The 22,331-nt window shown below is 69.7% G+C and carries 21 protein-coding genes and 1 pseudogene; 12 read left to right on the top strand and 10 right to left on the bottom strand.

Annotated features, from left to right (window positions below):
• Positions 1 to 29: 29 nt before the first annotated feature.
• The 5 genes and pseudogenes from nhaA to DMC18_RS26995 all read left to right on the top strand — a co-directional run.
• On the top strand, positions 30 to 1,202 hold the full coding sequence (nhaA, locus tag DMC18_RS16055; RefSeq protein WP_110122054.1) for a Na+/H+ antiporter NhaA: 1,173 nt from the start codon (positions 30 to 32) through the stop codon (positions 1,200 to 1,202).
• A complete protein-coding gene (locus DMC18_RS16050) occupies positions 1,199 to 1,738 on the top strand; it encodes a hypothetical protein (RefSeq protein ID WP_233245385.1) in 540 nt (179 codons plus the stop codon). The genes nhaA and DMC18_RS16050 overlap by 4 nt, the downstream gene beginning before the upstream one ends.
• A gap of 88 nt (positions 1,739 to 1,826) precedes the next feature.
• Entirely contained in the window at positions 1,827 to 3,230 is a 1,404-nt protein-coding gene (locus DMC18_RS16045; RefSeq protein WP_110122056.1) for an MFS transporter, read from the top strand.
• Positions 3,184 to 4,020 (top strand): nucleoside triphosphate pyrophosphohydrolase, encoded by an 837-nt coding sequence (gene mazG / locus DMC18_RS16040; protein ID WP_110122057.1) that lies wholly within the window; start codon positions 3,184 to 3,186, stop codon positions 4,018 to 4,020. Before DMC18_RS16045 ends, mazG begins: the two co-directional genes overlap by 47 nt.
• A 15-nt stretch (positions 4,021 to 4,035) precedes the next feature.
• Positions 4,036 to 4,107 (top strand): annotated as a pseudogene (locus DMC18_RS26995) (hypothetical protein); the annotation flags it as partial.
• A 65-nt stretch (positions 4,108 to 4,172) separates the two neighbouring features.
• On the opposite strand, the gene hflX reads toward DMC18_RS26995, so the two are convergent.
• From hflX to dusB, 8 genes are all read right to left on the bottom strand, one after another.
• On the bottom strand, positions 4,173 to 5,525 hold the full coding sequence (gene hflX / locus DMC18_RS16035; RefSeq protein ID WP_110122058.1) for a GTPase HflX: 1,353 nt from the start codon (positions 5,523 to 5,525) through the stop codon (positions 4,173 to 4,175).
• 13 nt (positions 5,526 to 5,538) lie between these two features.
• Positions 5,539 to 5,787, bottom strand: coding sequence for an RNA chaperone Hfq (gene hfq / locus DMC18_RS16030; protein ID WP_058348899.1), 249 nt, complete (start codon positions 5,785 to 5,787; stop codon positions 5,539 to 5,541).
• Positions 5,788 to 5,913: 126 nt separating this feature from the next.
• Complete coding sequence (locus DMC18_RS16025; protein WP_110122059.1) at positions 5,914 to 6,777, bottom strand: D-amino-acid transaminase; 864 nt, start codon at positions 6,775 to 6,777, stop codon at positions 5,914 to 5,916.
• Positions 6,778 to 6,785: 8 nt separating this feature from the next.
• Entirely contained in the window at positions 6,786 to 8,174 is a 1,389-nt protein-coding gene (locus DMC18_RS16020; protein ID WP_110122060.1) for a sigma-54 dependent transcriptional regulator, read from the bottom strand.
• Positions 8,171 to 10,414, bottom strand: coding sequence for a PAS domain-containing sensor histidine kinase (locus tag DMC18_RS16015; protein ID WP_110122061.1), 2,244 nt, complete (start codon positions 10,412 to 10,414; stop codon positions 8,171 to 8,173). The genes DMC18_RS16020 and DMC18_RS16015 overlap by 4 nt, the downstream gene beginning before the upstream one ends.
• Before the next feature lie 81 nt (positions 10,415 to 10,495).
• Entirely contained in the window at positions 10,496 to 11,917 is a 1,422-nt protein-coding gene (locus tag DMC18_RS16010) for a sigma 54-interacting transcriptional regulator (protein ID WP_110122062.1), read from the bottom strand.
• Positions 11,918 to 11,921: 4 nt separating this feature from the next.
• Entirely contained in the window at positions 11,922 to 13,037 is a 1,116-nt protein-coding gene (locus tag DMC18_RS16005; protein WP_110133089.1) for a nitrogen regulation protein NR(II), read from the bottom strand.
• Positions 13,034 to 14,041, bottom strand: coding sequence for a tRNA dihydrouridine synthase DusB (dusB, locus tag DMC18_RS16000; RefSeq protein WP_110122064.1), 1,008 nt, complete (start codon positions 14,039 to 14,041; stop codon positions 13,034 to 13,036). Before dusB ends, DMC18_RS16005 begins: the two co-directional genes overlap by 4 nt.
• Before the next feature lie 100 nt (positions 14,042 to 14,141).
• Between dusB and DMC18_RS15995 the strand changes: the two genes are divergently transcribed.
• From DMC18_RS15995 to DMC18_RS15980, 4 genes are all read left to right on the top strand, one after another.
• The gene (locus DMC18_RS15995; protein ID WP_110122065.1) at positions 14,142 to 15,302 is read left to right on the top strand and encodes a bifunctional 2-C-methyl-D-erythritol 4-phosphate cytidylyltransferase/2-C-methyl-D-erythritol 2,4-cyclodiphosphate synthase; all 1,161 of its coding nucleotides are present in this window, start codon (positions 14,142 to 14,144) and stop codon (positions 15,300 to 15,302) included.
• 24 nt (positions 15,303 to 15,326) lie between these two features.
• Positions 15,327 to 15,818 carry a CinA family protein gene (locus tag DMC18_RS15990; RefSeq protein WP_110122066.1) on the top strand — a complete coding sequence of 164 codons (492 nt, stop codon included), beginning with the start codon at positions 15,327 to 15,329 and terminating at the stop codon, positions 15,816 to 15,818.
• The gene (locus DMC18_RS15985) at positions 15,818 to 16,933 is read left to right on the top strand and encodes an FUSC family protein (RefSeq protein WP_110122067.1); all 1,116 of its coding nucleotides are present in this window, start codon (positions 15,818 to 15,820) and stop codon (positions 16,931 to 16,933) included. Before DMC18_RS15990 ends, DMC18_RS15985 begins: the two co-directional genes overlap by 1 nt.
• A 78-nt stretch (positions 16,934 to 17,011) precedes the next feature.
• Positions 17,012 to 17,482 (top strand): cupin domain-containing protein, encoded by a 471-nt coding sequence (locus DMC18_RS15980; RefSeq protein WP_158285922.1) that lies wholly within the window; start codon positions 17,012 to 17,014, stop codon positions 17,480 to 17,482.
• 7 nt (positions 17,483 to 17,489) lie between these two features.
• Here the strand turns inward: DMC18_RS15980 and DMC18_RS15975 are convergent, their stop codons facing one another.
• Together DMC18_RS15975 and lipA are read right to left on the bottom strand one after the other, a co-directional pair.
• Positions 17,490 to 17,942: a type II toxin-antitoxin system RatA family toxin gene (locus DMC18_RS15975; RefSeq protein WP_110122069.1), complete on the bottom strand. Its 453-nt coding sequence runs from the start codon at positions 17,940 to 17,942 to the stop codon at positions 17,490 to 17,492.
• 3 nt (positions 17,943 to 17,945) lie between these two features.
• Complete coding sequence (gene lipA, locus DMC18_RS15970; protein WP_110122070.1) at positions 17,946 to 18,923, bottom strand: lipoyl synthase; 978 nt, start codon at positions 18,921 to 18,923, stop codon at positions 17,946 to 17,948.
• Between the two features lie 83 nt (positions 18,924 to 19,006).
• Between lipA and DMC18_RS15965 the strand changes: the two genes are divergently transcribed.
• The 3 genes from DMC18_RS15965 to DMC18_RS15955 all read left to right on the top strand — a co-directional run bounded on the left by DMC18_RS15965 (position 19,007) and on the right by DMC18_RS15955 (position 22,264).
• Positions 19,007 to 20,050 (top strand): alpha/beta fold hydrolase, encoded by a 1,044-nt coding sequence (locus DMC18_RS15965; RefSeq protein WP_110122071.1) that lies wholly within the window; start codon positions 19,007 to 19,009, stop codon positions 20,048 to 20,050.
• Positions 20,051 to 20,193: 143 nt separating this feature from the next.
• Positions 20,194 to 21,747 (top strand): AMP-binding protein, encoded by a 1,554-nt coding sequence (locus DMC18_RS15960; RefSeq protein ID WP_110122072.1) that lies wholly within the window; start codon positions 20,194 to 20,196, stop codon positions 21,745 to 21,747.
• A 121-nt stretch (positions 21,748 to 21,868) separates the two neighbouring features.
• Positions 21,869 to 22,264 carry a DoxX family protein gene (locus DMC18_RS15955; RefSeq protein ID WP_110122073.1) on the top strand — a complete coding sequence of 132 codons (396 nt, stop codon included), beginning with the start codon at positions 21,869 to 21,871 and terminating at the stop codon, positions 22,262 to 22,264.
• Positions 22,265 to 22,331: the final 67 nt, after the last annotated feature.

Raw genomic sequence — 22,331 nt, 5'->3', positions numbered from 1 at the left:
CGCCTGACGAATCCCGACCAGGAGCCGCCATGCCCCGCCGCGCCGTATCCGCCCTGCGCGCCTTCCTGCGCAGCGAAGCCGCCGGCGGGGTGCTGCTGATGATCGCGGCCGCGGCGGCGCTGGTCGTCGCCAACTCGCCGCTGGCGGACGGCTATTTCCACGCCCTGCACGCCTATCTCGGCCCGCTGTCGGTCGAGCATTGGGTCAATGACGGGCTGATGGCGGTGTTCTTCCTCCTGGTGGGCCTGGAGATCAAGCGCGAGGTCGTGGCCGGCGAACTCTCGACCTGGCCCCGCCGCGCCCTGCCTGGCTTCGCGGCCCTGGGCGGGATGGTCGTTCCGGCCCTGATCTATCTGCTGGTCGCCCGCGACGCGCCGGAGGTGCGGGCCGGCTGGGCGATCCCGGCGGCGACCGACATCGCTTTCGCATTGGGGGTGCTGTCGCTGCTGGGACCGCGCGTGCCCGGCGCGCTGAAGATCTTCCTGGCGGCCCTGGCGATCATCGACGACCTGGGCGCCATCCTGATCATCGCCCTTTTCTACACCGACCACCTGACCCTGTGGGCGCTGGCCGGGGCGGCCGTGGTGCTGGCCGCTCTCGTCGCGCTGAACCGGATGAAGGTGACGGCGCTGTGGGCCTATCTGCTGCTGGGCGCGGTGCTGTGGGTGCTGTTCCTGAAGTCGGGGGTCCACGCGACGCTGGCGGGCGTACTGCTGGCCATGACCATTCCGCTGTCGCCCGACCACGCCCGCTCGCCGCTGCACAAGCTGGAGCACGGGCTCAATCCGTGGGTGGCCTATCTGATCGTGCCGGTCTTCGGCTTCGCCAACGCCGGCGTCGCACTGGGCGGCCTTTCCGCCTCGGCCCTGGCCGCGCCGGCGACGCTGGGCGCGGCGCTGGGCCTCTTTCTGGGCAAGCAGGCAGGCGTCTTCGCCTTCAGCGCCGCCGCCATCGGGCTGGGACTGGCGCGCAAGCCGTCGGGCGTGAACTGGGGCCAGCTCTACGGCGTAGCGGCGCTGTGCGGGGTGGGCTTCACCATGAGCCTGTTCATCAACAACCTGGCCTTCGACGCCGAGCTGCTGCGCGAGGAGACCAAGATCGGGGTCCTGGCCGGCTCGGTGGCGTCGGCCCTGCTGGCCTGGCTGATCTTCGCCCTATGCGCCCGCAAGGCTGGCGCGGGGGCGCCGGCGGGTCCACAATGAGCCGACGTCCAGCCGAGAGCATCGCCATGCTGCGCGCCTTCCTCGCCTCCGCCCTGCTGGCCGCGCCGACCGCCGTCCTGCCCGCGACCGCGTGGGCCCAAGCGCCGATCGTCGCCGCCGTCGAGGTGACAATCGGTCCGGACCTCGCCGCCAAGGCCGACAAGCTGGGCGCGCGCGAGTTCGATTACCTCACGGCGGACCTGAAAAGGACGGTCGAGCGCCGGCTCAGCGCCCGAGGCGCCCTTTCGCCCGCCGGCGGCCAGCTGAAGCTGATCATCGACGACGCCCAGCCCAACCGCCCGACGCCCAAGCAATTGGGCGACAAGCCTGGCCTGTCGCTGGAAAGCTTCAGTCTGGGCGGCGCGAAGATATCGGGCGAGTACGTGGCCGCCGACGGCGTTCGCTCGCCGGTCCGTTACAGCTGGTACGAGAACGACATCCGCCAGGCGGCCTTCAACCTCACCTGGAGCGACGCCGAAACCGCCTTCGCCCGTCTGGCGCGCCGCATCGGCGAGGGAAAGCTGGCGCAGAACTAGCGGATCCGGTCCCCTCGCTTGCCAGACGCCTCGACGCAGCGTCTGATCGCCGTTCAGTGAGGCGCTGCGTAATGCGCCGGGAGGAAGCATGAGCGCTGCGCCGCGACGATCAAACGCCGTCCTGGCGGCCTATGCCTCGCCCACCCTGCCCCTGGCCGGCCTGGGCCTGCCGTTGGTGGTCTACCTGCCCGAGTATTACGTCAGCGAGCTTGGCCTTTCGCTGTCGGTCGTCGGGACAGCCTTCCTGCTGGTGCGGCTGGCCGACATCATCCTGGATCCGATCCTGGGCGGCCTGATGGATCGCACGCGGACCCGCTGGGGCCGCTTCCGGCCCTGGCTGATCGCCAGCGCCCCGCTGCTGATGGCGGCGTCCTACGCCCTGTTCATGGCCAAGCCCGGGATCGGGCCGATCTTCCTGTGGTCATGGCTGATCGTCGTCTATGTCGGCTACTCGATGGCGGTGCTGGCGCAGACGGCCTGGGGGGCGGTGCTGTCGCCGGATTACCAGCAACGCTCGCGGATCTACGGCTTCTGGAGCGCCGGCAACGTGATCGGCATGATCCTGGTGCTGCTGCTGCCGCCGCTGGTGGCCTTCGCCTTCAAGGGCGACCACGCCGCCGGCATCGCGGCCATGGGCTGGTTCATCATCGTGCTGACGCCGCTGACGGCGCTGCTGGCCAGCGCCGTCGTCGGCGAACCCGCCGCGCCGCCCCAGCGTCACGAGGCGGGGCTCAAGCAGTACCTGGGCCTGCTCAAGCGCCCGAGCGTGCAAAAGCTGCTGGCGGCCGACCTGCTGATGGGCTTGGCGCCGGGCATCGGCGGGGCGCTGTTCTTCTTCTTCTTCGAACGGATCAAGGGCATCCCAAAAGACCAGGCCGGGATCCTGCTGCTGATCTATTTCGTCGCCGCCCTGGCCGGCGCGCCGCTGTGGCCCTGGCTGGCCAAGACCCTGGGCAAGCACACCGCCCTGGCCATCGCCGGGATCATGTACGCCGTCTTCCAGATGGCCGCGATCCTGACGCCCCCGGGCATGAACCTGTTCGGCGTGGCGGTGCTGGTGCTGGCGGGCCTGCCCTATTCGGCCGCGCCGCTGCTGGTGCGCTCGATGATGGCCGACATCGGCGACGAAGAGCGGCTCAACACCGGCGTCGACCGCACTGGCCTGCTCTACGCCGTCGTCAACGGCACGGTGAAGCTGGGATTCGCTTTGGCCATCGGCGTCTTCCTGGTGCTGGAAAAGCTCGGCTTCGATCCCAAGGTCCCCAGCGCCCAGGGCGATGCGGCCCTGGTGGCGCTGTACACCGTCGTGCCGGCCGCGCTCGGGGTGCTGGTCTGCCTGATCATCGTGCGCTATCCGCTGGACGCCAGACGCCACGCCGAGATCCGCGCCCAACTGGACGCGCGGGACGCCGCCGAGGCCGCCACCGCCGCAGACACGAGCCCGCATGACCGCCGCCCCGACCCCAGCCCCGCGTCCTCTGCAGCCGAGTGAGGAGCATCCGCTCTTTACCCTCGTGGAGATCATGGCCCGCCTGCGCGATCCCGACCACGGCTGCCCGTGGGACGTGGAGCAGACCTTCGCGACCATCGCCCCCTACACGGTCGAGGAGGCCTACGAGGTCGCCGACGCCATCGAGCGGAACGACCTGTCGGACCTGAAGGAGGAGCTCGGCGATCTGCTGCTGCAGGTGGTGTTCCACTCACGGATGGCGCAGGAACAGGGCGCGTTCGACCTGGCTGACGTGGCCCAGTCGATCTCCGACAAGATGATCCGCCGGCACCCGCACGTGTTCGGCGACCACGCCTATGACGATCTGGCCGACCAGAAGGCCGGCTGGGAGGAACTCAAGGCGCAGGAGCGCAAGGCCAAGAAGAAGGGCGGCGTGCTCGACGACGTGCCGGCCGGCCTGCCCGCCCTGACCCGCGCGGTGAAACTGACCAAGCGCGCCGCCCGCGTCGGCTTCGACTGGCCCTCCACCGACGAGGTGCTGGCCAAGCTGGCTGAGGAAGTGGCCGAACTACAGGTCGAGATCGACGCCGGCGACCAGGCCAAGGCCCGCGAGGAGCTGGGCGACATCCTGTTCGTCTGCGCCAACCTGGCCCGCAAGCTCGACGTCGAGCCCGAGGACGCCCTGCGCGCCACCAACGCCAAGTTCGCCCGCCGCTTCGCGTTCATCGAGGCGGAACTGGCCAAGGACGGGCGCACGCCGGATCAGTCGGACCTGGCGGAGATGGACGCGCTGTGGGACGCGGCGAAGGCGGCGGAGAAGGCCGGAAAGTAGCGCCTTAAAGATCGTCATCCCGGCCGTAGCGAAGCGGAGAGCCGGGACCCAGGAGCAGCCGCACTGCGCCGACCCCTGGGTCCCGGATAAGCCCTGCGGGCTTTCCGGGATGACGAGCTTTTAGAGGGTCTAGAGGGTCGGGGTGAGTGAGATCACTCCCCGATCGGCATCACCCACACGGTGGGGAACTGGCGCTCGAAGCGGCCCAGCGCCTGAGGGTCCATGCGGGCCACCAGGTGCACTTCGCCGTCCTCGCGATCGTCGCGCTCGACCACGCGGCCATTGCGGTAAATCCAGGCCAGGGCCTCGCCGTCGGCCGGCGACAGGCGCAGGGCGATGGGCGGGGTGTCGTCGATCAGACCGCCGACCCGCTTGAGCAGCTCGGCGCAGCCCTCGCCGGTGACGGCCGAGACCGCCGAGGCGTCGGAACGCTTGGCGCGGCCTTCGAGGATCTCGCGTTCCTCGCCGTCGACCAGATCGATCTTGTTCCAGACCTCGACGACGGTCTTGCCCTCGTCGGCCGTGACCTTCAGCTCGGTCAGCACCGCCTGGACGTCACGGGCCTGGGAGTCGGTGTCGGGATTGGCGACGTCGCGGACGTGCAGCACCACGTCCGCCTCCTGCACCTCCTCGAGGGTGGCGCGGAAGGCCTCGACCAGCTCGTGCGGCAGGTCGGAGATGAAGCCCACCGTGTCGGACAGGATGGCCGGTCGGCCGTCGGGCAGCTTGACCGTCCGCAGGGTCGGGTCGAGCGTGGCGAACAGCATGTCCTGGGCCACGACCTCGGCGTTGGTCAGGCGGTTGAACAGCGTCGACTTGCCGGCGTTGGTGTAGCCCACCAGCGCCACGGTCGGGTACGGGACCTTCTTGCGGGCGCTGCGGTGCAGGGTGCGGGTGCGCCGCACCTCTTCCAGCTCGCGCTTGAGCTTGCCGATCGTGCCGGCGATCAGGCGCCGATCGAGTTCGATCTGGGTTTCGCCGGGGCCGCCGGTGTTGCCGGTGCCGCCACGCTGGCGTTCCAGGTGGGTCCAAGTGCGCACGAGGCGCGAGCGCTCGTAGTCGAGCCGCGCCAGTTCGACCTGCAGCTTGCCTTCACGCGTGCGGGCGCGACGGGCGAAGATCTCCAGGATCAGGCCCGTACGGTCGACGACCTTGACCCCCAGGCCGCGCTCGAGATTGCGCTGCTGGACCGGGGTGAGCTGGTCGTCGAACACCGCGACGTCGATGTGCTCGACCTCGCAGATCGCCTTGAATTCCTGGATCTTGCCGCTGCCGAACAGGGTGGCGGGCGTGACGGTGCGCAACGGCGCGATGGCCGTTTCGACGACGTCGAGATCGAGGGCTACGGCGAGGCCGACGGCCTCTTCGAGACGCGCCTTGGGATCGCGCGCCTCGAGAGCGGCCTGCCCACGAGCAGGCCGCACCGGGTGGATCACGAACGCCTTAAGGATCGGGTCGGCGTGATCGATAAGTCCATCGGGGGACTTAGATGTGGATTTTGACAAAAGAGCCTTGGACTTAGTCGTCTTGATCGGCGCTCGGCTCGTACAGCTGAACGGGCTGAGCCGGCATGATCGTCGAGATGGCGTGCTTGTAGACCAGTTGCGACTGGCCGTCGCGGCGCAGCAGGACGCAGAAGTTGTCGAACCAGCTGACCACGCCCTGCAGCTTGACGCCGTTGACCAGGAAGATGGTGAGCGGCGTCTTGGACTTGCGCACGCTGTTCAGGAAGGTGTCCTGAAGGTTTTGTTTCTTGTCGGCGGACATTGGGGATTCCCCTCTCGTTGATTTCGGAGGGCAACACGCCCTCCACACAAACAAGTTCATGCTAGAGCATTTTTCGCCGTTGGACATGGCCTTAGGCGAAAAATGCGCGCGTGGCGGCGAGGAAGCTTAGATCGCTCCCGCCTTCGCCCGCTCGATATAGGCGCGCCGCAGCCGGCTCGCCACCGGCCCGACCGTTCCATCCCCGATCTTGTCGCCGTCGATGCTGACGATCGGCGTGACCAGGCTGCCGGCGCCGGTGATGAAGGCTTCCCGGGCGGTCTTGGCCTCTTCCACGGTGAACGGCCGCTCCTCGACCGGCAGGCCAGTCTCGGCGATGACGTCCAGCAGGGTCAGGCGGGTGACGCCGCGCAGGATGTTGGCCTGAGTGTCGCGGGTGCGCAGGCGGCCCTCCGCATCGACGATCCAGGCGTTGGACGAGGCGCCTTCGGTGACCAGGCCCAGGTCGTCGACGAACCAGGCCTCGATGGCGCCGCGCTCGCGGGCGGCCTGCTTGGCCAGGGCGTTGGGCAGGAGGCCGATGGTCTTGATGTCGCAGCGGCCCCAGCGGTTCTCGGGCACGGTGACGACGCCGGAGCCCTTGGCGGCCTTGGCCTCGGCGGCGGCGCGATCGACCGAACGGGCGGTGATCACCACGGCCGGAGGCACCTCGGGATTGGGGAAGGCGTGGTCGCGCTTGGCCACGCCGCGGGTGACCTGCAGGTAGACGAGGCCCTCGCGCACCTGATTGCGGCGGATGGCTTCGCGCAGCACGATGGTCAGGGCCGCCTCGCTCATCGGATGGGCGATGCGCAGTTCGTCGAGGCTGCGCCACAGGCGGGCGAAGTGGCCGGCGGCGTCGGCCAGCTTGCCGTCGAACACCGCCCAGACCTCATAGACCCCGTCGGCCAGCTGGTAGCCGCGGTCCTCGATGTGCACGGCGGCCTGGCCGTGACGCACGAAGCGGCCGTTGACGTAAGCGAAACGCGACATGGTGGTCCTTACTCTTCTTCCTCGCCGCGGCCGCCGGCCACGCCCAGGGACTTCAGCTTGCGGTGCAGGGCCGAGCGCTCCATGCCGATGAAGTTGGCCGTGCGCGAGATGTTGCCGCCGAACCGCAGGATCTGGGCGTTGAGATATTCGCGCTCGAACAGTTCGCGGGCCTCGCGCAGCGGCAGGGCGATGATCCGCTCGGCGCCGATCGCGCCCGAACCGCCGCTGGAGGGCTGGTCGGCGGCGTTCAGCATGTCGGCGGTGATCAGGTCGCCGGGCTCGCCGGCCGCCAGGATCAGCATCCGCTCGACGTTGTTGCGCAGCTGGCGGACGTTGCCCGGCCACGCCTGGACCTGAAGGGTGGCCAGGGCGTCCTCGCCGAGGCGGCGGCGCTGCATGCCGGTGGCCTCGGAGATCCGCTCGACGAAATAGCTGATCAGTTCGGGGATGTCCTCGCGCCGCTCGGCCAGGCCGGGCACGCGCACGGGCACAACGTTGAGGCGGTGGAACAGGTCCTCGCGGAAGCGACCGGCGGCGATCTCCTCGCGCAGGTCGCGCGAGGTGGACGAGATCACGCGAACGTCGACCTGCACGTCGTTGTCGCCGCCGACGCGGCGGAAGCGCTGCTCGACCAGCACCCGCAGGATGCGGCTCTGGGTCTCGCGCGGCATGTCGGCCACTTCGTCGAGATAGAGGGTGCCGCCGTGGGCGCGCTCGAACACGCCGATCTTGCGCGGACGACCGTTCTCGCCCTCCTCGCCGAACAGTTCGACGTCGAGGCGCTCGGGGGCCATGCCGGCCGAGCTGACGGCGACGAACTCGGCCTTGGTGCGGGCGCTGGCGCTGTGGATCAGGCGGGCGACCAGCTCCTTGCCAGAGCCGGGGGGGCCCGCGACCAGCACGCGGCTGTTGGCCGGCGCGACCTTGGCGATCATCTGGCGCAGCGCCTGGGCGGCCTGCGACTTGCCCATCAGGCCGTCGGAGGCGAAGCTCTGGGCCCGCAGGCGGCGGTTCTCGCGCTTGAGGTTGGTCGCCTCCAGGGCGCGCTCGACGACCAGCAGCAGCCGGTCGGACTTGAACGGCTTCTCCAGGAACTCGTAGGCGCCGCGCTTGATGGCGCTGACGGCGGTCTCGATGTTGCCGTGGCCCGAGATCATGATCACCGGCAGGTCGGCGTCGAGCGTCTTGATCATGTCGAGCAGCTCTAGACCGTCCATGCCGCCGCCCTGCATCCAGATATCGAGGATCAGCAGGGCCGGCTTGCGGGCGCGGATGGCCGCCAGGGCCTGGTCGGAATCGGCGGCCGTGCGAACGGCGTAGCCTTCGTCCTCCAGGATCCCGGCCACCAGATCGCGGATGTCGACTTCATCGTCGACCACCAGCACGTCGGCGCTCATGTCATCTCCTCTACGCCGTGGACGGAAGGCGCGGCGGCGAGCCGCGCCGACGCCGGGAACTTCAGGACGACGCGCGCGCCGGCGTGGCCGTGCGCGTCGGTGAGGACCAGCTCGCCGCCGTGGTCCTCCATGATCCGCTTGACGATGGCCAGGCCAAGGCCCGTGCCCTTCTCGCGGGTGGTCACATAGGGCTCGGCCAGCCGGTCGCGGTCCTTGGCGGGCAGGCCGACGCCGTTGTCCTCGACGACGATGCACAGGTTCTCGTCGTCGGAGACCAGGGTCGCGTCGATGTGGCCGCGCGGCTCGGGCGTCGCGTGGCGACGCGCGCCCACGGCCTCGCCGGCGTTCTTCAGGATGTTGGTCAGGGCCTGGCCGATCATGCGCGCGTCGCAATTGACCCAGACCGCCCCGCCCGGCTCGTCGATGACCACGTCGGTCTCGACGTCGACCACCCGCTGGGCGAAGACGCCGGCCCGCAGCAGCTCGGCCACGTCGGCCGGCGCGAAGCGCGGCGCGGGCATGCGGGCGAAGGCCGAGAACTCGTCGACCATCCGGCCGATGTCGCCGACCTGGCGGATGATGGTGTCGGTGCAGCGGTCGAAGGTCTCGAGATCGCCGGTGATGTCCTTGCGGTACTTGCGGCGGATGCGCTCGGCCGACAGCTGGATCGGGGTCAGCGGGTTCTTGATCTCGTGGGCGATGCGGCGGGCGACGTCCTTCCAGGCGGCGTTGCGCTGGGCGGCCATCAGGCGGGTGACGTCGTCGAAGGTCAGGACCTGGCCCTCGGCGGCGTGGCCGGCGGCGCGGACGCGCAGGCGCAGGGTCTCGCCGCCGCGCACGACGTCGATCTCGACCTCGGCGTTGGGGCGGCCCTGGCTGATCTCTTCCAGCACCTCGGCGAACTCGGGGGCGGCCTCGACGAGGTCCTGGCCCACGGCCTCGTCGTCGAGCGCCAGCAGGGCGCCGGCGCGGCGGTTCAGGGCCGAGATCCTGCCTGCGCCGTCCAGGCTGATGACCCCGGCGCTGACGCCCGACAGCACGGTCTCGATGAACTGGCGGCGGGACTCGGCGTCGAGGCTGGCGGCCTTCAGGGCGGCCTGCTGGGCCTGAAGATCGGCCGTCATCATGTTGAAGGCGTTGGACAGGGCCCGGATCTCCTCGGGACCGAGCTCGACATCGACCCGCGCGTCCAGATCGCCGGCCGAGACGCGGCCGGCCGCCTGGACGAGGCCGGAGACGGGCGCGGCGATCGAGTTGGCGGCGGCGATGCCCACCCAGACGGCGGCGACCAGCACCAAGAGGGCCGTCTCGGCGTAGCTCAGGCCGAAGATCGCCTGGATGCGGGCCCGGTTCTCGGCGGCGTCGCGATAGGAGATCAGCGACTCCTCGGACTCGATCAGGTGGGCCAGGATGCCCTTGTCGATCGGCCGGGCGATATAGAGGTAGCCGTCCTCGAAGCCCTTGAGCTTGTAGAGCGCGCGGAACAGGTCTTCGGACACGAAGCGCTGCGAGGTTATCTCGCCTGTGTCGGTCCAGCGGAAGCTGGAGGGCGGCGGGGCCAGGAACGGCGGGGCGTTCTCGGCCTCGGCTCGGGCCAGGATGCGGCCGTCGCGGTCGAGCACGTAGGCGGCCGAGAAGCCGTTGTCGTCGGCGAGGTTCTTCAGGAAGTGGCCGAAGGCGACCGGCGACTCGGCCATGGCCGGGGCGGCGGTGTTCAGCATGCCGGCCATCGGGCCCATGTGCTGGCTGATATAGGCCGTCTGCTCGGAGACATAGGAGCGCGCCACGGTGGCCGAGTTCTCGACCACGGTCGTCACCCGCTTGCTGAACCAGCCGTCGACGCCCCGGTTGACCAGAACCCCGAAGAACAGGGCCACGATCACGGCGGGGGCCACGGCCGCCACCGAGAACAGGCCGACGAAGCGCAGGTGCAGGCGCGCGCCGGCGTCGCTGGAACGGGCGTCGATCAGGTCGAGCAGCCGCCAGCCGACAATGGCGGCGATGCAGAGGATGAGGGCGAGGTTGAAGCCCAGCACCACCAGGATCACGGTGCTGGCCGGTCCGATCGGTCCGGTGGTCGGCGGCGACGAGGCCAGGCCCACGCCGGTGGCCGTGAGTACGGCCGCCAGGGCGTAGCCGCCGCCGAGGACGTAGCGTGACCTCAGAAGCTCACGCCACCAGAGCCGGCTGAAGCGGCGCGGGCGGTCTTCCGATTCCGAAACTGACGGGATCGACGACATCGGGTTGAGTTTAGGGCGGGGTGTGCCCCAAACTCAACACCCATGTGCTGAAAAAGCGTCAGCGCAAATTCCGCTGGTCGCCTAACGGCGGCCGCGGCTCATCTCGACGCCCAGATCCTGGATCTTCTTGCGCAGCGTGTTGCGGTTCAGGCCGAGGATTTCGGCCGCCCGCACCTGGTTACCGCGCGTGGCCGACAGGGTCAGCTGGATCAGCGGACGCTCGACCTCCTGCAGCACCCGGTCGTAGAGACCGGCTGCGGGAACCCCGTCGGGCTGCTCGGCGAAGTGCGAGGCCAGGTGGCGCTCGACCAGGGCCGCAAGCGTGACCGGGCCTTCGTCGGCGCGGGGCGCGGGTGAATGGTCCTGCAGCTCGCGATCGACGATGCGGGCGGTGATCAGCTCCTCGGCGTAGAGGGCGCACATCCGCCGGATCAGGTTCTCCAGCTCGCGCACATTACCGGGCCACGAGTGGCTCTTCATGCGGTCGAGCGCGCTCTGGTCGATGGTCTTGGCCGGCAGGCCTTCGCGGTTGGCGCGCAGCAGGAAGGTGCGGGCCAGATCCGGGATGTCCTCCGAACGGTCGCGCAGCGGCGGCAGGCGCACCGGGGCGACGTTGAGACGGAAGAACAGGTCTTCGCGGAACAGGCCCTGCTGGATCAGGCCGCGCAGGTCGCGATTGGTGGCCGCGATGATGCGGACGTTGGGGCGACGGCCGGTCTTGGGGTTCACGACCGGCTCGGTGCCGTCGATCACGCGCAGCAGGCGGGTCTGGGCGTCGAGCGGCATGTCGCCGATCTCGTCGAGGAACAGGGTGCCGCCGTCGGCTTCCACGAGGCGGCCGAGGTCGCCCTCCCCGCGGCCGAACAGCTCGGTCTCGACCCGCTCGCGCGGCACGGCGGCCAGGTTCAGGACCACGAACTTGCCGTCGCGGCGGCGACCCAGGTCGTGCAGGGCGCGGGCGACCAGCTCCTTGCCGGTGCCGCTTTCGCCGAGGATCAGGACGGTGAGGTCGGCCCCGACCAGGCGGGCGATGGTGCGATAGACCTCCTGCATCGGCGCCGAGCGGCCGATCAGCGGCAGGCGCTCGTCGCGCATGGCGCGGGCCTGGGCCTTGGAGGCCTCGGCGTCGGCCGGACGCGACAGGGCCCGGCGGGCGGCGGCCGTGACGTCGTCGAGGTCGAAGGGCTTGGAGACGTATTCGAAGGCCCCGGCGTCGGCGGCGTTGACCGCGGTCAGCAGGGTGTTCTGCGCGCTCATCACGATGATCGGCAGCTTCGGGCGCTCCTTGCGGATGCGCGGCAGCACGTCGAAGACGTTCTCGTCGGGCATCATCACGTCGGTGACGACGAGATCGCCCTCCCCGTCGCTGACCCACTTCAAGAGCGTGGTGGCGTTGCCGGTGGCCCGGACTTGGTAACCCAGACGAGTGAAGGCCTGGCTGAGAACGAGACGGACCGAAGAGTCGTCGTCAGCGATCAGAATCTTCTTGTTGGCGGCGTTCATCTACTCACGCGTCTCCAAAGGAAGGTTCGGGCGCCACAGGCAGCAGCACGCGGAACACGGTGCGGCCGGGCTCGGATTCGAAATCGATCAGGCCGCCGTGGGCCGTCACGAGCTTGGTGACCAGGGCCAGGCCGAGGCCGGTGCCGTTGGCCTTGGTGGTCACGAAGGGCTGGAACAGGTGCTCGCGCAGGCTCTGGGGCACGCCCGGCCCGTTGTCCTGCACGCGGATCTCGATCGGCGCGCTGGAAGCGGCCTTGCCGTCGGCGCCGCGCACCCGCACGCCCGGACGCCAGGCGGTGTGGATGATCAGCTCGCCACGGCCGTCGCCGCGCATGTGGGCGGCCTCGGAGGCGTTCTTCACCAGGTTCAGGAAGATCTGGATCAGCTGGTCCTCGTCGCCCCAGACCGGCGGCAGCGAGGGATCGTATTGCTCGCGGAAACGCAGGCCGTCGGCGACGCCGTTGACCACCAGCGCCCGCACGCGGTCGAGCACCTGGTGGATGTTGACCGCCTCGCGCGGGGTCGGGGCCTGGTCGGAGAAGGCCTCCATGCGATCCACCAGGCGGCGGATGCGGTCGGTCTCGTCGACGATCAGCTGGGCCAGCGGCTGGTCGGCGGCGCTGGCGCCGGTCTTCAGCAGCTGGGCCGCGCCGCGGATCCCGGCCAGCGGGTTCTTGATCTCGTGGGCGAGCATGCGGCCCAGGCCCACGACCGAGCGCAGGCCGGCGGCGTCGGCGCTGCGCTCGCCGCCCAGCGCGCCCTTGACGTGCAGGGTCAGCAGCACCGAACCGTCGCCCAGCGGCGCAGCGGCGCCGTCGGCCTCGAATGGCGGCTGGCCGAACAAATTGACCTCGACCCCGTGCTCGCGGACCAGCGCGCCTTCGAACACGGCCCGGTCCATCAGCGAGACGAGAACCGAACCAGGCGGCAGGGCGGCGCGGAAGCGGCCGCGGGCCAGCAGCGACAGGCCGTGGCCGAACAGGGCCTCGGCGGCTTCGTTGACGGCCACCAGGGCGCCGTCGCGGTCGACGACCAGAGCGGGCTCGGGGCTGAGCTCGAAGGCGGCGGCCTTCAGGGCGTCCAGCGCGGGACCGGTAATGGCGCGGGCGCGGTCGGTCATGCGGCGATCCTTCCGCCGGCGAGCCAGAGGTCGGCCAGGGCCGCCTCCAGAACAACCGGATCCTCGATGCGACAAAGGCTGGCGCGCGCCTGGCGGCGCGCTTCGGCGCTCTCCGGCCATGGCGCGGCCTCGATGTAGGACGCCAGGTGCTTGCGGAACATCTTCAGGCCCAGGCGGTCGCCGTAGAAGGCGAGGCTGCGACGGAAATGGGTCAGGACGATCGCCAGGCGCTCGTCGGCCTCGGGCTCGACGAAGTCGCGGCCGTCCAGGGCCGCCTCGATGGCCTGAGCGATCCAGGGGCGGCCATAGACGCCCCGGCCGATCATCACGCCGTCGGCGCCGGATTGCTCCAGAGCGCGGCGAGCGCTGTCAGCGTCGGTGATGTCGCCATTGACCAGGACGGGCACGGAGACGGCGTTCTTGACCGGCGCGACGGCGGCCCAGTCGGCCTCGCCCTTGTAGAACTGGCAGCGGGTGCGGCCGTGCACGGTGATGGCGCGGGCCCCGACGGCCTCGGCGCGGGCGGCGATCTCGGGGGCGTTGCGGCTGGCGTCGTCCCAGCCCAGGCGCATCTTGACGGTGACGGGCACGTCGACGGCCTCGACGGCGGCGGCGACCAGGGCCTCGGCCAGGTCCGGCTCGCGCATCAGGGCCGAGCCGGAAGCGGCGCCGGCGGTGACTTCCTTGGCGGGACAGCCGAAATTCAAGTCGATGATCTCGGCCCCGGCTTCAGCCGCCAGGCGGGCGCCGTGCGCCATGTGCTCCGGATCGCGGCCGACAAGCTGTACGACCATCAGCGGCAGGCCTTCGCCGACGGCCGCGCGGCGGACGACGTCGGGCCGGCCCTTCGCGAATTCCGCGCAGGCGACCATTTCGGTGGCCACATATGATGCGCCGAGGCGCGTGGCCGTTTCTCTGAACGGAAGGTCGGAAACGCCTGTCATAGGCGCAATCCACACCCGTCCGGGCACCGTGACGGCGCCGACTGCGAGCTGCTTGCTCATTTTATGATCATCCCCACCGCTGTGTTTTTAGGCACATTGTGCAGCGCAGTAAAGCCCTCCGTTCGCTGGACATGCGCGACGACAACGTTAGACACGGGCCATGACCTTCTCAGCCGTCGTCGTCGCCGCAGGCAGCGGAACCCGTGCCGGACCCGGCCAGGCCAAGCAGTGGCGGGATCTGGCGGGAAAGCCGGTCCTGCGCTGGTCGGTCGAGGCCTTGCTGGCGGCCGGGGCCGCCGATCTCGTAATCGTTACCGATCCCACCATGCAGGACATCCTGGGCGAAACCTTGGCCGGCCTCCACGGCTGGCGGTTCGCGCCGGGCGGCGCCACGCGGGCGCTGTCGGTGCAGTCGGGCCTGGCCGCCCTCGCCCATCGCCCGGTCGACGAGCCCGTGCTGGTGCACGACGCCGCCCGCCCTTTCCTGACCAAGGCCGTCGTGGACGGCGTGCTGGCGGGTCTGGAGACCGCCGACGGCGTGGTTCCCGCCCTGCCCGTGGCCGACACGCTCAAGTACGTTGGCAAGCGCGGCGGCGAGTCGGGAGCGACCACGACGTCGCGCGACGGCCTTTGGCGCGCCCAGACCCCGCAGGCCTTTCGCCGCGACCGCCTGCTGACCGCCTACGCCGCCTGGAACGGACAGACCGAGCCTACCGACGACGCCCAGGTGGTCGAGGCCGACGGCGGCAAGGTCGCCATCTCGGCCGGCGATCCGCTGCTGACCAAACTGACCTATCCGGAGGACTTCGCCATGGCCGAACGGCTGGCGGGCGCGGCCCGCATCACCCGCATCGGCCAGGGTTTCGACGCCCACCGCTGGGGTCCGGGAGAATCGGTGTGGCTGTGCGGCGTCGAGATCGCCCACGACGAGACCCTGATCGGCCACTCCGACGCCGACGCCGGGCTGCACGCCCTGACCGACGCGATTCTGGGCGCCATCGGCGACGGCGACATCGGCGACCACTTCCCGCCGACCGACCGGCAGTGGAAGGGCGCGGCCTCGGACAAGTTCCTGATCCACGCCGTCGACCTGGTCCGCCGGCGCGGCGGCCGCCTGATCAATGTGGACGTGACGCTGATCTGCGAGCGGCCCAAGATCAAGCCGCACCGCGAGGCCATGCGGGCCCGCCTGGCGCAGATCCTCGACCTGCCGCTCGACCGCGTCAGCGTGAAGGCGACCACCACCGAGAAGATGGGCTTCACCGGCCGCGGCGAAGGTCTCGCCGCGCAAGCCGTGGCTACGGTCGAGACACCCCTCTAGAGTGACGCTCAAAGGAGTCGCGGCATGTTTCCCATCGAGATCGAAACCCTGGCCCGACTGCTGATCGACGAGGCGCGCGAGAAGAAGCTGCGCCTGACGGCCGTCGAAAGCTGCACCGGCGGGCTGGTGGCTGGGTCGATCTGCGCCATTTCCGGCGCGTCCGACGTCTTCGAGCGCGGCTTCGTCACCTACACCAACCGCGCCAAGAGCGAGATGGTGGGCGTGCCGGGCGACCTCATCGCCGACCACGGCGCGGTGTCCGAGCCGGTGGCGCGGATGATGGCCGAAGGGGGCCTGGCCAACAGCAACGCCCATGTGGCCGTAGCCATCACCGGCATCGCCGGTCCCGGCGGCGGCACGCCGATGAAGCCGGTCGGCACCGTTCACTTCGCCGTGGCCCGCGCCAACCGCTCGGTCGTCCATCGCCATGAGCATTTCGCCGGCGAGACCCGCGAGGCCGTGCAGATGGCGGCGATCCGTACGGCGCTGGAGATGCTGCGCGAGGCCGTGGCCTGATGCCCGACAGCGCGCCCTCCGACTGGCGGCGGTTCGTCGGGGCGGGCTTCTCGCGGTCGGCCCTGGGCGCGGCGGCCAAGCGCAAGAGCGAGCTGCGGCATGCGGTGCGGGTGTCGGCGGCGGTCGTCGCCGCCTACGCCCTGGCCACGCTGCTGCACCTGCCGCAGGGCTATTGGGCGGTGTTCACGGCCGTCATCGTCGTGCAGTCGAGCCTGGGCGCAACCATCACCGCCTCGATCGAACGGTTCATGGGCACGGTGGTCGGGGCGGCGGGCGGCGCCGTGGCGGCCTGGCTGCACAGCCGCCACCCCGAATGGGGCGGCCCGATCCTGGCGGTCACGGCCGCGGCTCTGGCCTTCCTCGCCGCCGTGCGCCCGGCCTTCAAGGTCGCGCCGATCACCGCCGTGATCATGCTGATCGGCACGACGACCCACATGGACCCGCTGACGGCGGCCTTCCTGCGGGTGGCCGAGATCACCGTCGGCAGCCTGGTGGGCGTGGCCGCCACCCTGCTGATCTTCCCGGCCCGGGCGCACCAGTCGGTGGTGTCGAGCAGCCAGAAGGCGGCCGGCCTGCTGGCCGACCTGCTGTCGCACTACGCCGCCAAGCTGGAAGACGCGCCGAGCGAGCTGGACGCGCGCGAGCACTACGACGAGACCCTGAAGGCCCTGTCGAAGCTGCAGACGGCCATGACCGAGGCCGACCGCGAGACGGCCAGCAAGCTTTCCGACCGCTCGGTGTCGGACGCCCTGCCCCGCACCCTGTGGAGACTGCGCAACGACTGCGTGATGATCGGCCGGGCCCTGCGCGAGCCCCTGCCCGCGGCCAGTCTGGCCCCGCCGACGGCGGCCATGCTGTCGGCCTCGTCGGCCTATCTGCGCGGCGTGGCCCAGAGCCTGTCAGGGAGCGCCCGACCCGACCGCATCGCTTTCGCCGCCGGCCACCAGACCTTCCAGGATGCGGTCGAGGGCATGCGCGACGTCGGGGCGACGCGTGAACTGGGCTTCGACGACGCGGCGCGGACGTTCGGCCTGGTGTTCGCGGTGGAGAACCTGTTCGCGAATCTGGGGGACTTCGCCGATCGCGTCGAGGAGACGGCGGGGAAGCGAGACTAGATTCGGCGCCAAAGCGCACATCATTCGAAATAACGCCGGTTATCTTCGATGGGTCGTCACACATCGAGGAAACGCCTGATGTTGCGCTCGCCTTCGTCCAACATGCCCCTGCGCGCCGGCTGCCTGGCCGTCCTGCTCGCCACGCTCGCGAGCGCCGCCAGCGCCGCCGAACAGCTGGTCATCATTCCCTTCGAGGACGCCAAGTTCGCGCCCGTATCGCCGACGAACCCCGGCGGGGCGCAGATCGCCGTCCTGCGCGGCGACCCGGCCACGGGTCCGTCCGACATGCTGATGAAGACGCCGCGCAGCGAAGGCCAGCTTCACTTCCATACCAGCGACTATCGCCTCACGGTGATCAGCGGCGTCATGAAGCACTGGACGCCGCAGAGCGGTCGCGAGAGCGCCACATCGCTGGGGCCGGGCAGCTACTGGTTCCAGCCGGGCGGACAGGGCCATGCCGACGACTGTCTTTCTGACCAATGCCTGATGTTCATCAGCTGGGCCGGCCCGAAGGACACCAAGCCCTGGACGCCCGCCGTTCCGAAATGAGCAGGCCTCAGACCTTCGCCCCATAGAGCTGCGCCGCGCGCGCTTCGAAGCAGGCGATCAGCTTGTCGACCGCCCGGTCCATGTTGGCCGCCAGCAGGGCGTCGAGCACCTTGGACTTGAAGGCGAAGTCGATGGCGAAGTCGACCGTGGTCCCGTCCGGATGCGGCGAGAACCGCCACTGGTTCGACAGCCGCTTGAACGGCCCGTAGAGCAGGCTGACCGAGACGCTCAGATCCGCCTTGTCGCGGCGGACGCGGGTGGCGAACTTCTCGCGCAGGAACGAGAAGCCGACCTGGGCCTCGGCGTCCAGGCTGGAGACGTCGCCCGACTCGTGAGCGTTCCAGGTGCGCATGGCCGTGATCCACGGCACGAACGACGGATAGGCCTCGACGTCGCCGACGAGCGTGAAGAGCTGTTCGGGCGCGTAGGGCAGCACCCGAGTGACGACGTGGCGGTGCAAGGCTTAGCGAGCCTTGGCGTCTAGGGCCCGGCGGGCCGCCTGCAGCTTGGCGAAGTCCTCGCCCGCATGGTGCGACGAGCGGGTCAGCGGGCTCGACGACACCATCAGGAAGCCCTTGGCCCGGGCGATCGCCTCATAGGCCTTGAACTCTTCGGGCGTCACGAAGCGGTCGATGGCCGCGTGCTTGCGGGTCGGCTGCAGGTACTGGCCGATGGTGATGAAGTCGACGCCGGCCGAACGCATGTCGTCCATCACCTGCATGACCTCTTCCTTGGTCTCGCCCAGGCCGACCATCAGGCCGGACTTGGTGAACTGGGAGGGATCGCGCTCCTTGACCCGGTCGAGCAGGCGCAGGGAGTGATAGTAGCGCGCGCCCGGTCGGATCTTCAGATAGAGCCGCGGCACGGTTTCGAGGTTGTGGTTGAAGACGTCCGGACGGGCGTCGATGACCACGTTCTCGGCCCGCTCCTTGCGCAGGAAGTCGGGGGTCAGGATCTCGATGGTCGTGCCCGGCGCGGCGGCCCGGATCGAGGTGACGACCTCGGCGAAGTGGCGGGCGCCGCCGTCGATCAGGTCGTCGCGGTCGACCGAGGTGATCACGACGTGCTTGAGGCCCATCTTGGCGACGGCTTCGGCCACGCGGCGCGGCTCGTCGGGATCCAGCTGGGTCGGCAGGCCGGTGGTGACGTTGCAGAAGGCGCAGGCGCGGGTGCAGATCTCGCCCATGATCATCATGGTCGCGTGCTTCTGGCTCCAGCACTCGCCGATGTTCGGGCAGGCCGCCTCTTCGCAGACCGTGGTCAGCTTGTGCTCGCGCACGATGCCCTTGGTCTCGTTGTACTGGCCCGAACCGGGCGCGCGGACGCGCAGCCAATCGGGTTTGCGCAGGACCGGCGTATCCGGGCGATTCTGCTTTTCGGGGTGGCGGACGGCGCGTTCCTCGGGACCGCGAGCCTTCAGCGTATCGATCAACGTGACCATGTGGGCCTAGATCGGCCTTCTTGGCCTCCGGATCAAGCTCTCGATCTTGCATGCGGCGCAAAGGCGCGAAATGAGTGGCCTATATGCTTCGCCATGTGCTCGTCCTGCTGCTCGCCCTGCCCCTTTTCGCCTGCGGCGAGCAAGGATCCCGCGCGCCTTTCGCCGACAGCCGGACCCCGCCGGGCCTGGAGCGCCGTTTCCTGCCGCCGAACGGCTGGGCGTGGGGTTATGTCCAGGTCGGCGACGACGCGGTGCAGCGCTACGGCGTCTCGGCCCCGCACGGCGCGCCGACCAGCCAGATCCTGATCCTGACCGACTATGGCGAGAGCGCCGAGACCTGGTTCGAGACCGCCAATGACCTCAACGCCAAGGGCGTGGTGGTGTGGATCCTGGAGCGCCAGGGACAGGGCGGCTCCGAGCGCCTGGCGGGCAAGCGCGAGCGCGGCCACGTGCTCAGCTACGCCCCGGACGTCACGGCGACCAAGGCGATGGTCAAGGCGGTGATCCGCCCCGATGGCCGTCTGCCGTTGACGGTGCTGGGCCAGGGCCAGGGCGGGCTGGTGGCCCTGCGCGCGGCCGAGGAAGGTCTGATGGCCGACGCCCTTGTCCTGTCGGCGCCGACCTTCGACCTGAACGCCCTGCCCGCCCCCAAGGCCCAGCTGATCAAGACCGCCCGGCTGGCGCGCCAGGCCCGGCTGTCGTTCCTGGCCTGGCCGACGGCGCAGGACTGGCGGCGCGACGGTCCCGACGACAAGGCCCAGGGCCTGACCGGCGATCCGGTGCGCGGCGCGGTCAACCACGCCTGGCAGACGGCCAATCCGGATCTGCGGATGGGCGCGCCGAGCCTTGGCTTCTACGCGGCCTATTACGACGTGCTCGACGCTGCCGCCCACGACCTTGGCGGGGTGAAGATTCCCACCCTGCTGCTGGCCGGCGACGCCGATAAGGTGACGCCCTCTTCGGCCCAGGCCAGTGTCTGCAAGGCCCTGGCCGACTGCCGCGAAACCCGCTTGCCGGGCGGGCGCCATGCGCTGCACCTGGAGCGGGATTCGGTGCGGGGGCCCTGGCTGGAGGCCGTGATCCAGACCGTGCGCGGCGCCGGCCGCCGTTCGACCGCCAGACCTTGAGCGGCAAGGGTTTTCACCCCACCTGAAGAACGGGGTTCGATCACGAAACGTGACCGATCTTTGCAAACCCCGCCGGGATCGCTACGCTCCCTGCTCAATCGAACGAGGGCGGAACTCGCGCCTTTGTGGGAGGTTTCGCCGGCATGCCGGTAGTTTTTAAAGCCGAAGACGGCCAAAAGGCGCTCTTCGACGCCCTGATCGACGCCAAGGACAAGTTCGGAGCCAAGAAGCCGATCCTGGAGGACCAGGACCGCAACCCTCTGAGCTACACCGACCTGATCCGGGCGAGCTTCGCCCTGGGCCGCAAGATCGCGGCCATGACCAAGCCCGGCGAGCATGTCGGCGTGCTGCTGCCCTCGGGCGTGGGCGCGGTCGTGGTGTTCTTCGCCCTGCACGCCTTCGGCCGCGTGCCGACCATGCTGAACTTCACGGCGGGCCTGCGGAACATCAAGGCCGCGGTGAAGCTGGCCAACGTCCAGCACGTGCTGACCGCCCACAAGTTCATCGAACTGGGCAAGCTGCACGACGTGGTCGATGCGATCGACGACCTGGCCAAGGTCGTCTACCTGGAAGACGTCCGCAAGACGATCGGCCTGGGCGACAAGCTGTTCGCGGCCGCGGCCGGCGCCTTCCCGCGCCAGTTCCGCAGCCCGGCCAAGCCGTCGGACAAGGGCGTGGTGCTGTTCACCTCAGGCAGCTTCGGCGCGCCGCGCGGCGTGGTGCTTAGCCAGGCCAACCTGGTCTCCAACGCCGCCCAGATCGCCGCCCATATTCCGCTGGATCCGGCCTGGGTGATGTTCAACCCGCTGCCGGTGTTCCACTGCTTTGGCCTGACCGCCGGCGTGATCCTGCCGCTGCTGCAGGGCATGAAGGCGTTCGAGTATCCCTCGCCGCTGCACACCAAGCAGATCCCGCCGCTGATCAAGGACAGCAAGGCCTCGCTGCTGCTGGCCACCGACACCTTCGTCAACCAGTACGCCCGGGCCTCCGAGACCGACGAACTGGGCGGTCTGCAGTTCATCGTCTGCGGCGCCGAGAAGGTGCGCGACGAGACCCACGCCCTGATCAAGGAGCGCTTCGGCGACGTGCCGGTGCTGGAAGGCTACGGCGCGACCGAGGCCTCGCCGGTCATCGCGGTCAACAAGCCGACCGACAACCGCGCCGGTACGGTGGGCGGCCTGCTGCCCGGCATCGAGACCCGTCTGGAACCGGTCGAGGGCATCGCCGAGGGCGGCCGCTTCTACGTGCGCGGTCCCAACATCATGTCGGGCTATCTGCGCGAGGACGGCGGCCTGGACGCCCCCGAGGGCGGCTGGCACGACACCGGCGACGTGGTCACCATGACCGACGACGACTGGATCACCATCAAGGGCCGGGTGAAGCGCTTCGCCAAGATCGGCGGCGAGATGGTGTCGCTGACCGCGGCCGAGGACCTGGCCGTGGCCGTGTGGCCCAACGGCCGTCACGCCGTGATCTCGATGCCCGACAAGAAGAAGGGCGAGAAGCTGGTTCTGGTCACAGACTGCCAGACCGCAACGGCCGCGCCGCTGGTGGCTCACGCCCAAGCCATCGGCGCGCCGGAACTGGCCGTGCCGCGCAAGATCCTGAAGGTCACCCAGGTGCCCGTGCTGGGCAGCGGCAAGACCGACTATGTCGCCATCCAGCGCATGGCCGAGACCGACAGCCAGGCCGCCTGACGGCCCGCCTACGGACCGACGAACTTTCGCCCCTCCCCGGGCGTTTCAGTAGAGCTTGCGGCCGTCGCCTTCTGGCGGCGGTCGACTGCGTGAACCGAAACGACGGAAACGGGAGAGATCCTTGGAACGACTGTACGTCTGGGCCCCGCGGGTGCTGAGCCTGCTGCGCATCATCGCCGCCCTGCTCTTCATGGAGCACGGCCTGATGAAGCTCTTCCACTTCCCGGCCGCCCAGCCCGGCGCGCCCGATCCCCTGCCGCCGCTGCTGCTGGCCGCGGCCGTGCTGGAGGTCGTGGGCGGCGGCCTGCTGGTGCTGGGCCTGTTCACCCGGCCGGTGGCGTTCCTGCTGTCGGGCCAGATGGCCGTGGCCTATTTCCTGGCCCACTTCAGCCAGGGCTTCTGGCCGGCGCTGAACGGCGGCGAGGCCGCGATCCTGTTCAGCTTCATCTTCCTCTACCTGGTGTTCGCCGGGCCGGGGGAATGGAGCGTGGATGCGCAGGTGCGCAAGCGGCCTTAGGTTCCTGGACCCTCCCCCTGAAGGGGGAGGTGTCGGCGAAGCCGACGGAGGGGGATGTGATTGCTCC

It is taken from the genome of Caulobacter sp. D5, from assembly GCF_003185805.1.
Taxonomy (GTDB): Bacteria; Pseudomonadota; Alphaproteobacteria; order Caulobacterales; family Caulobacteraceae; genus Caulobacter.
This window is presented reverse-complemented; position numbering and strand designations above follow the sequence as displayed.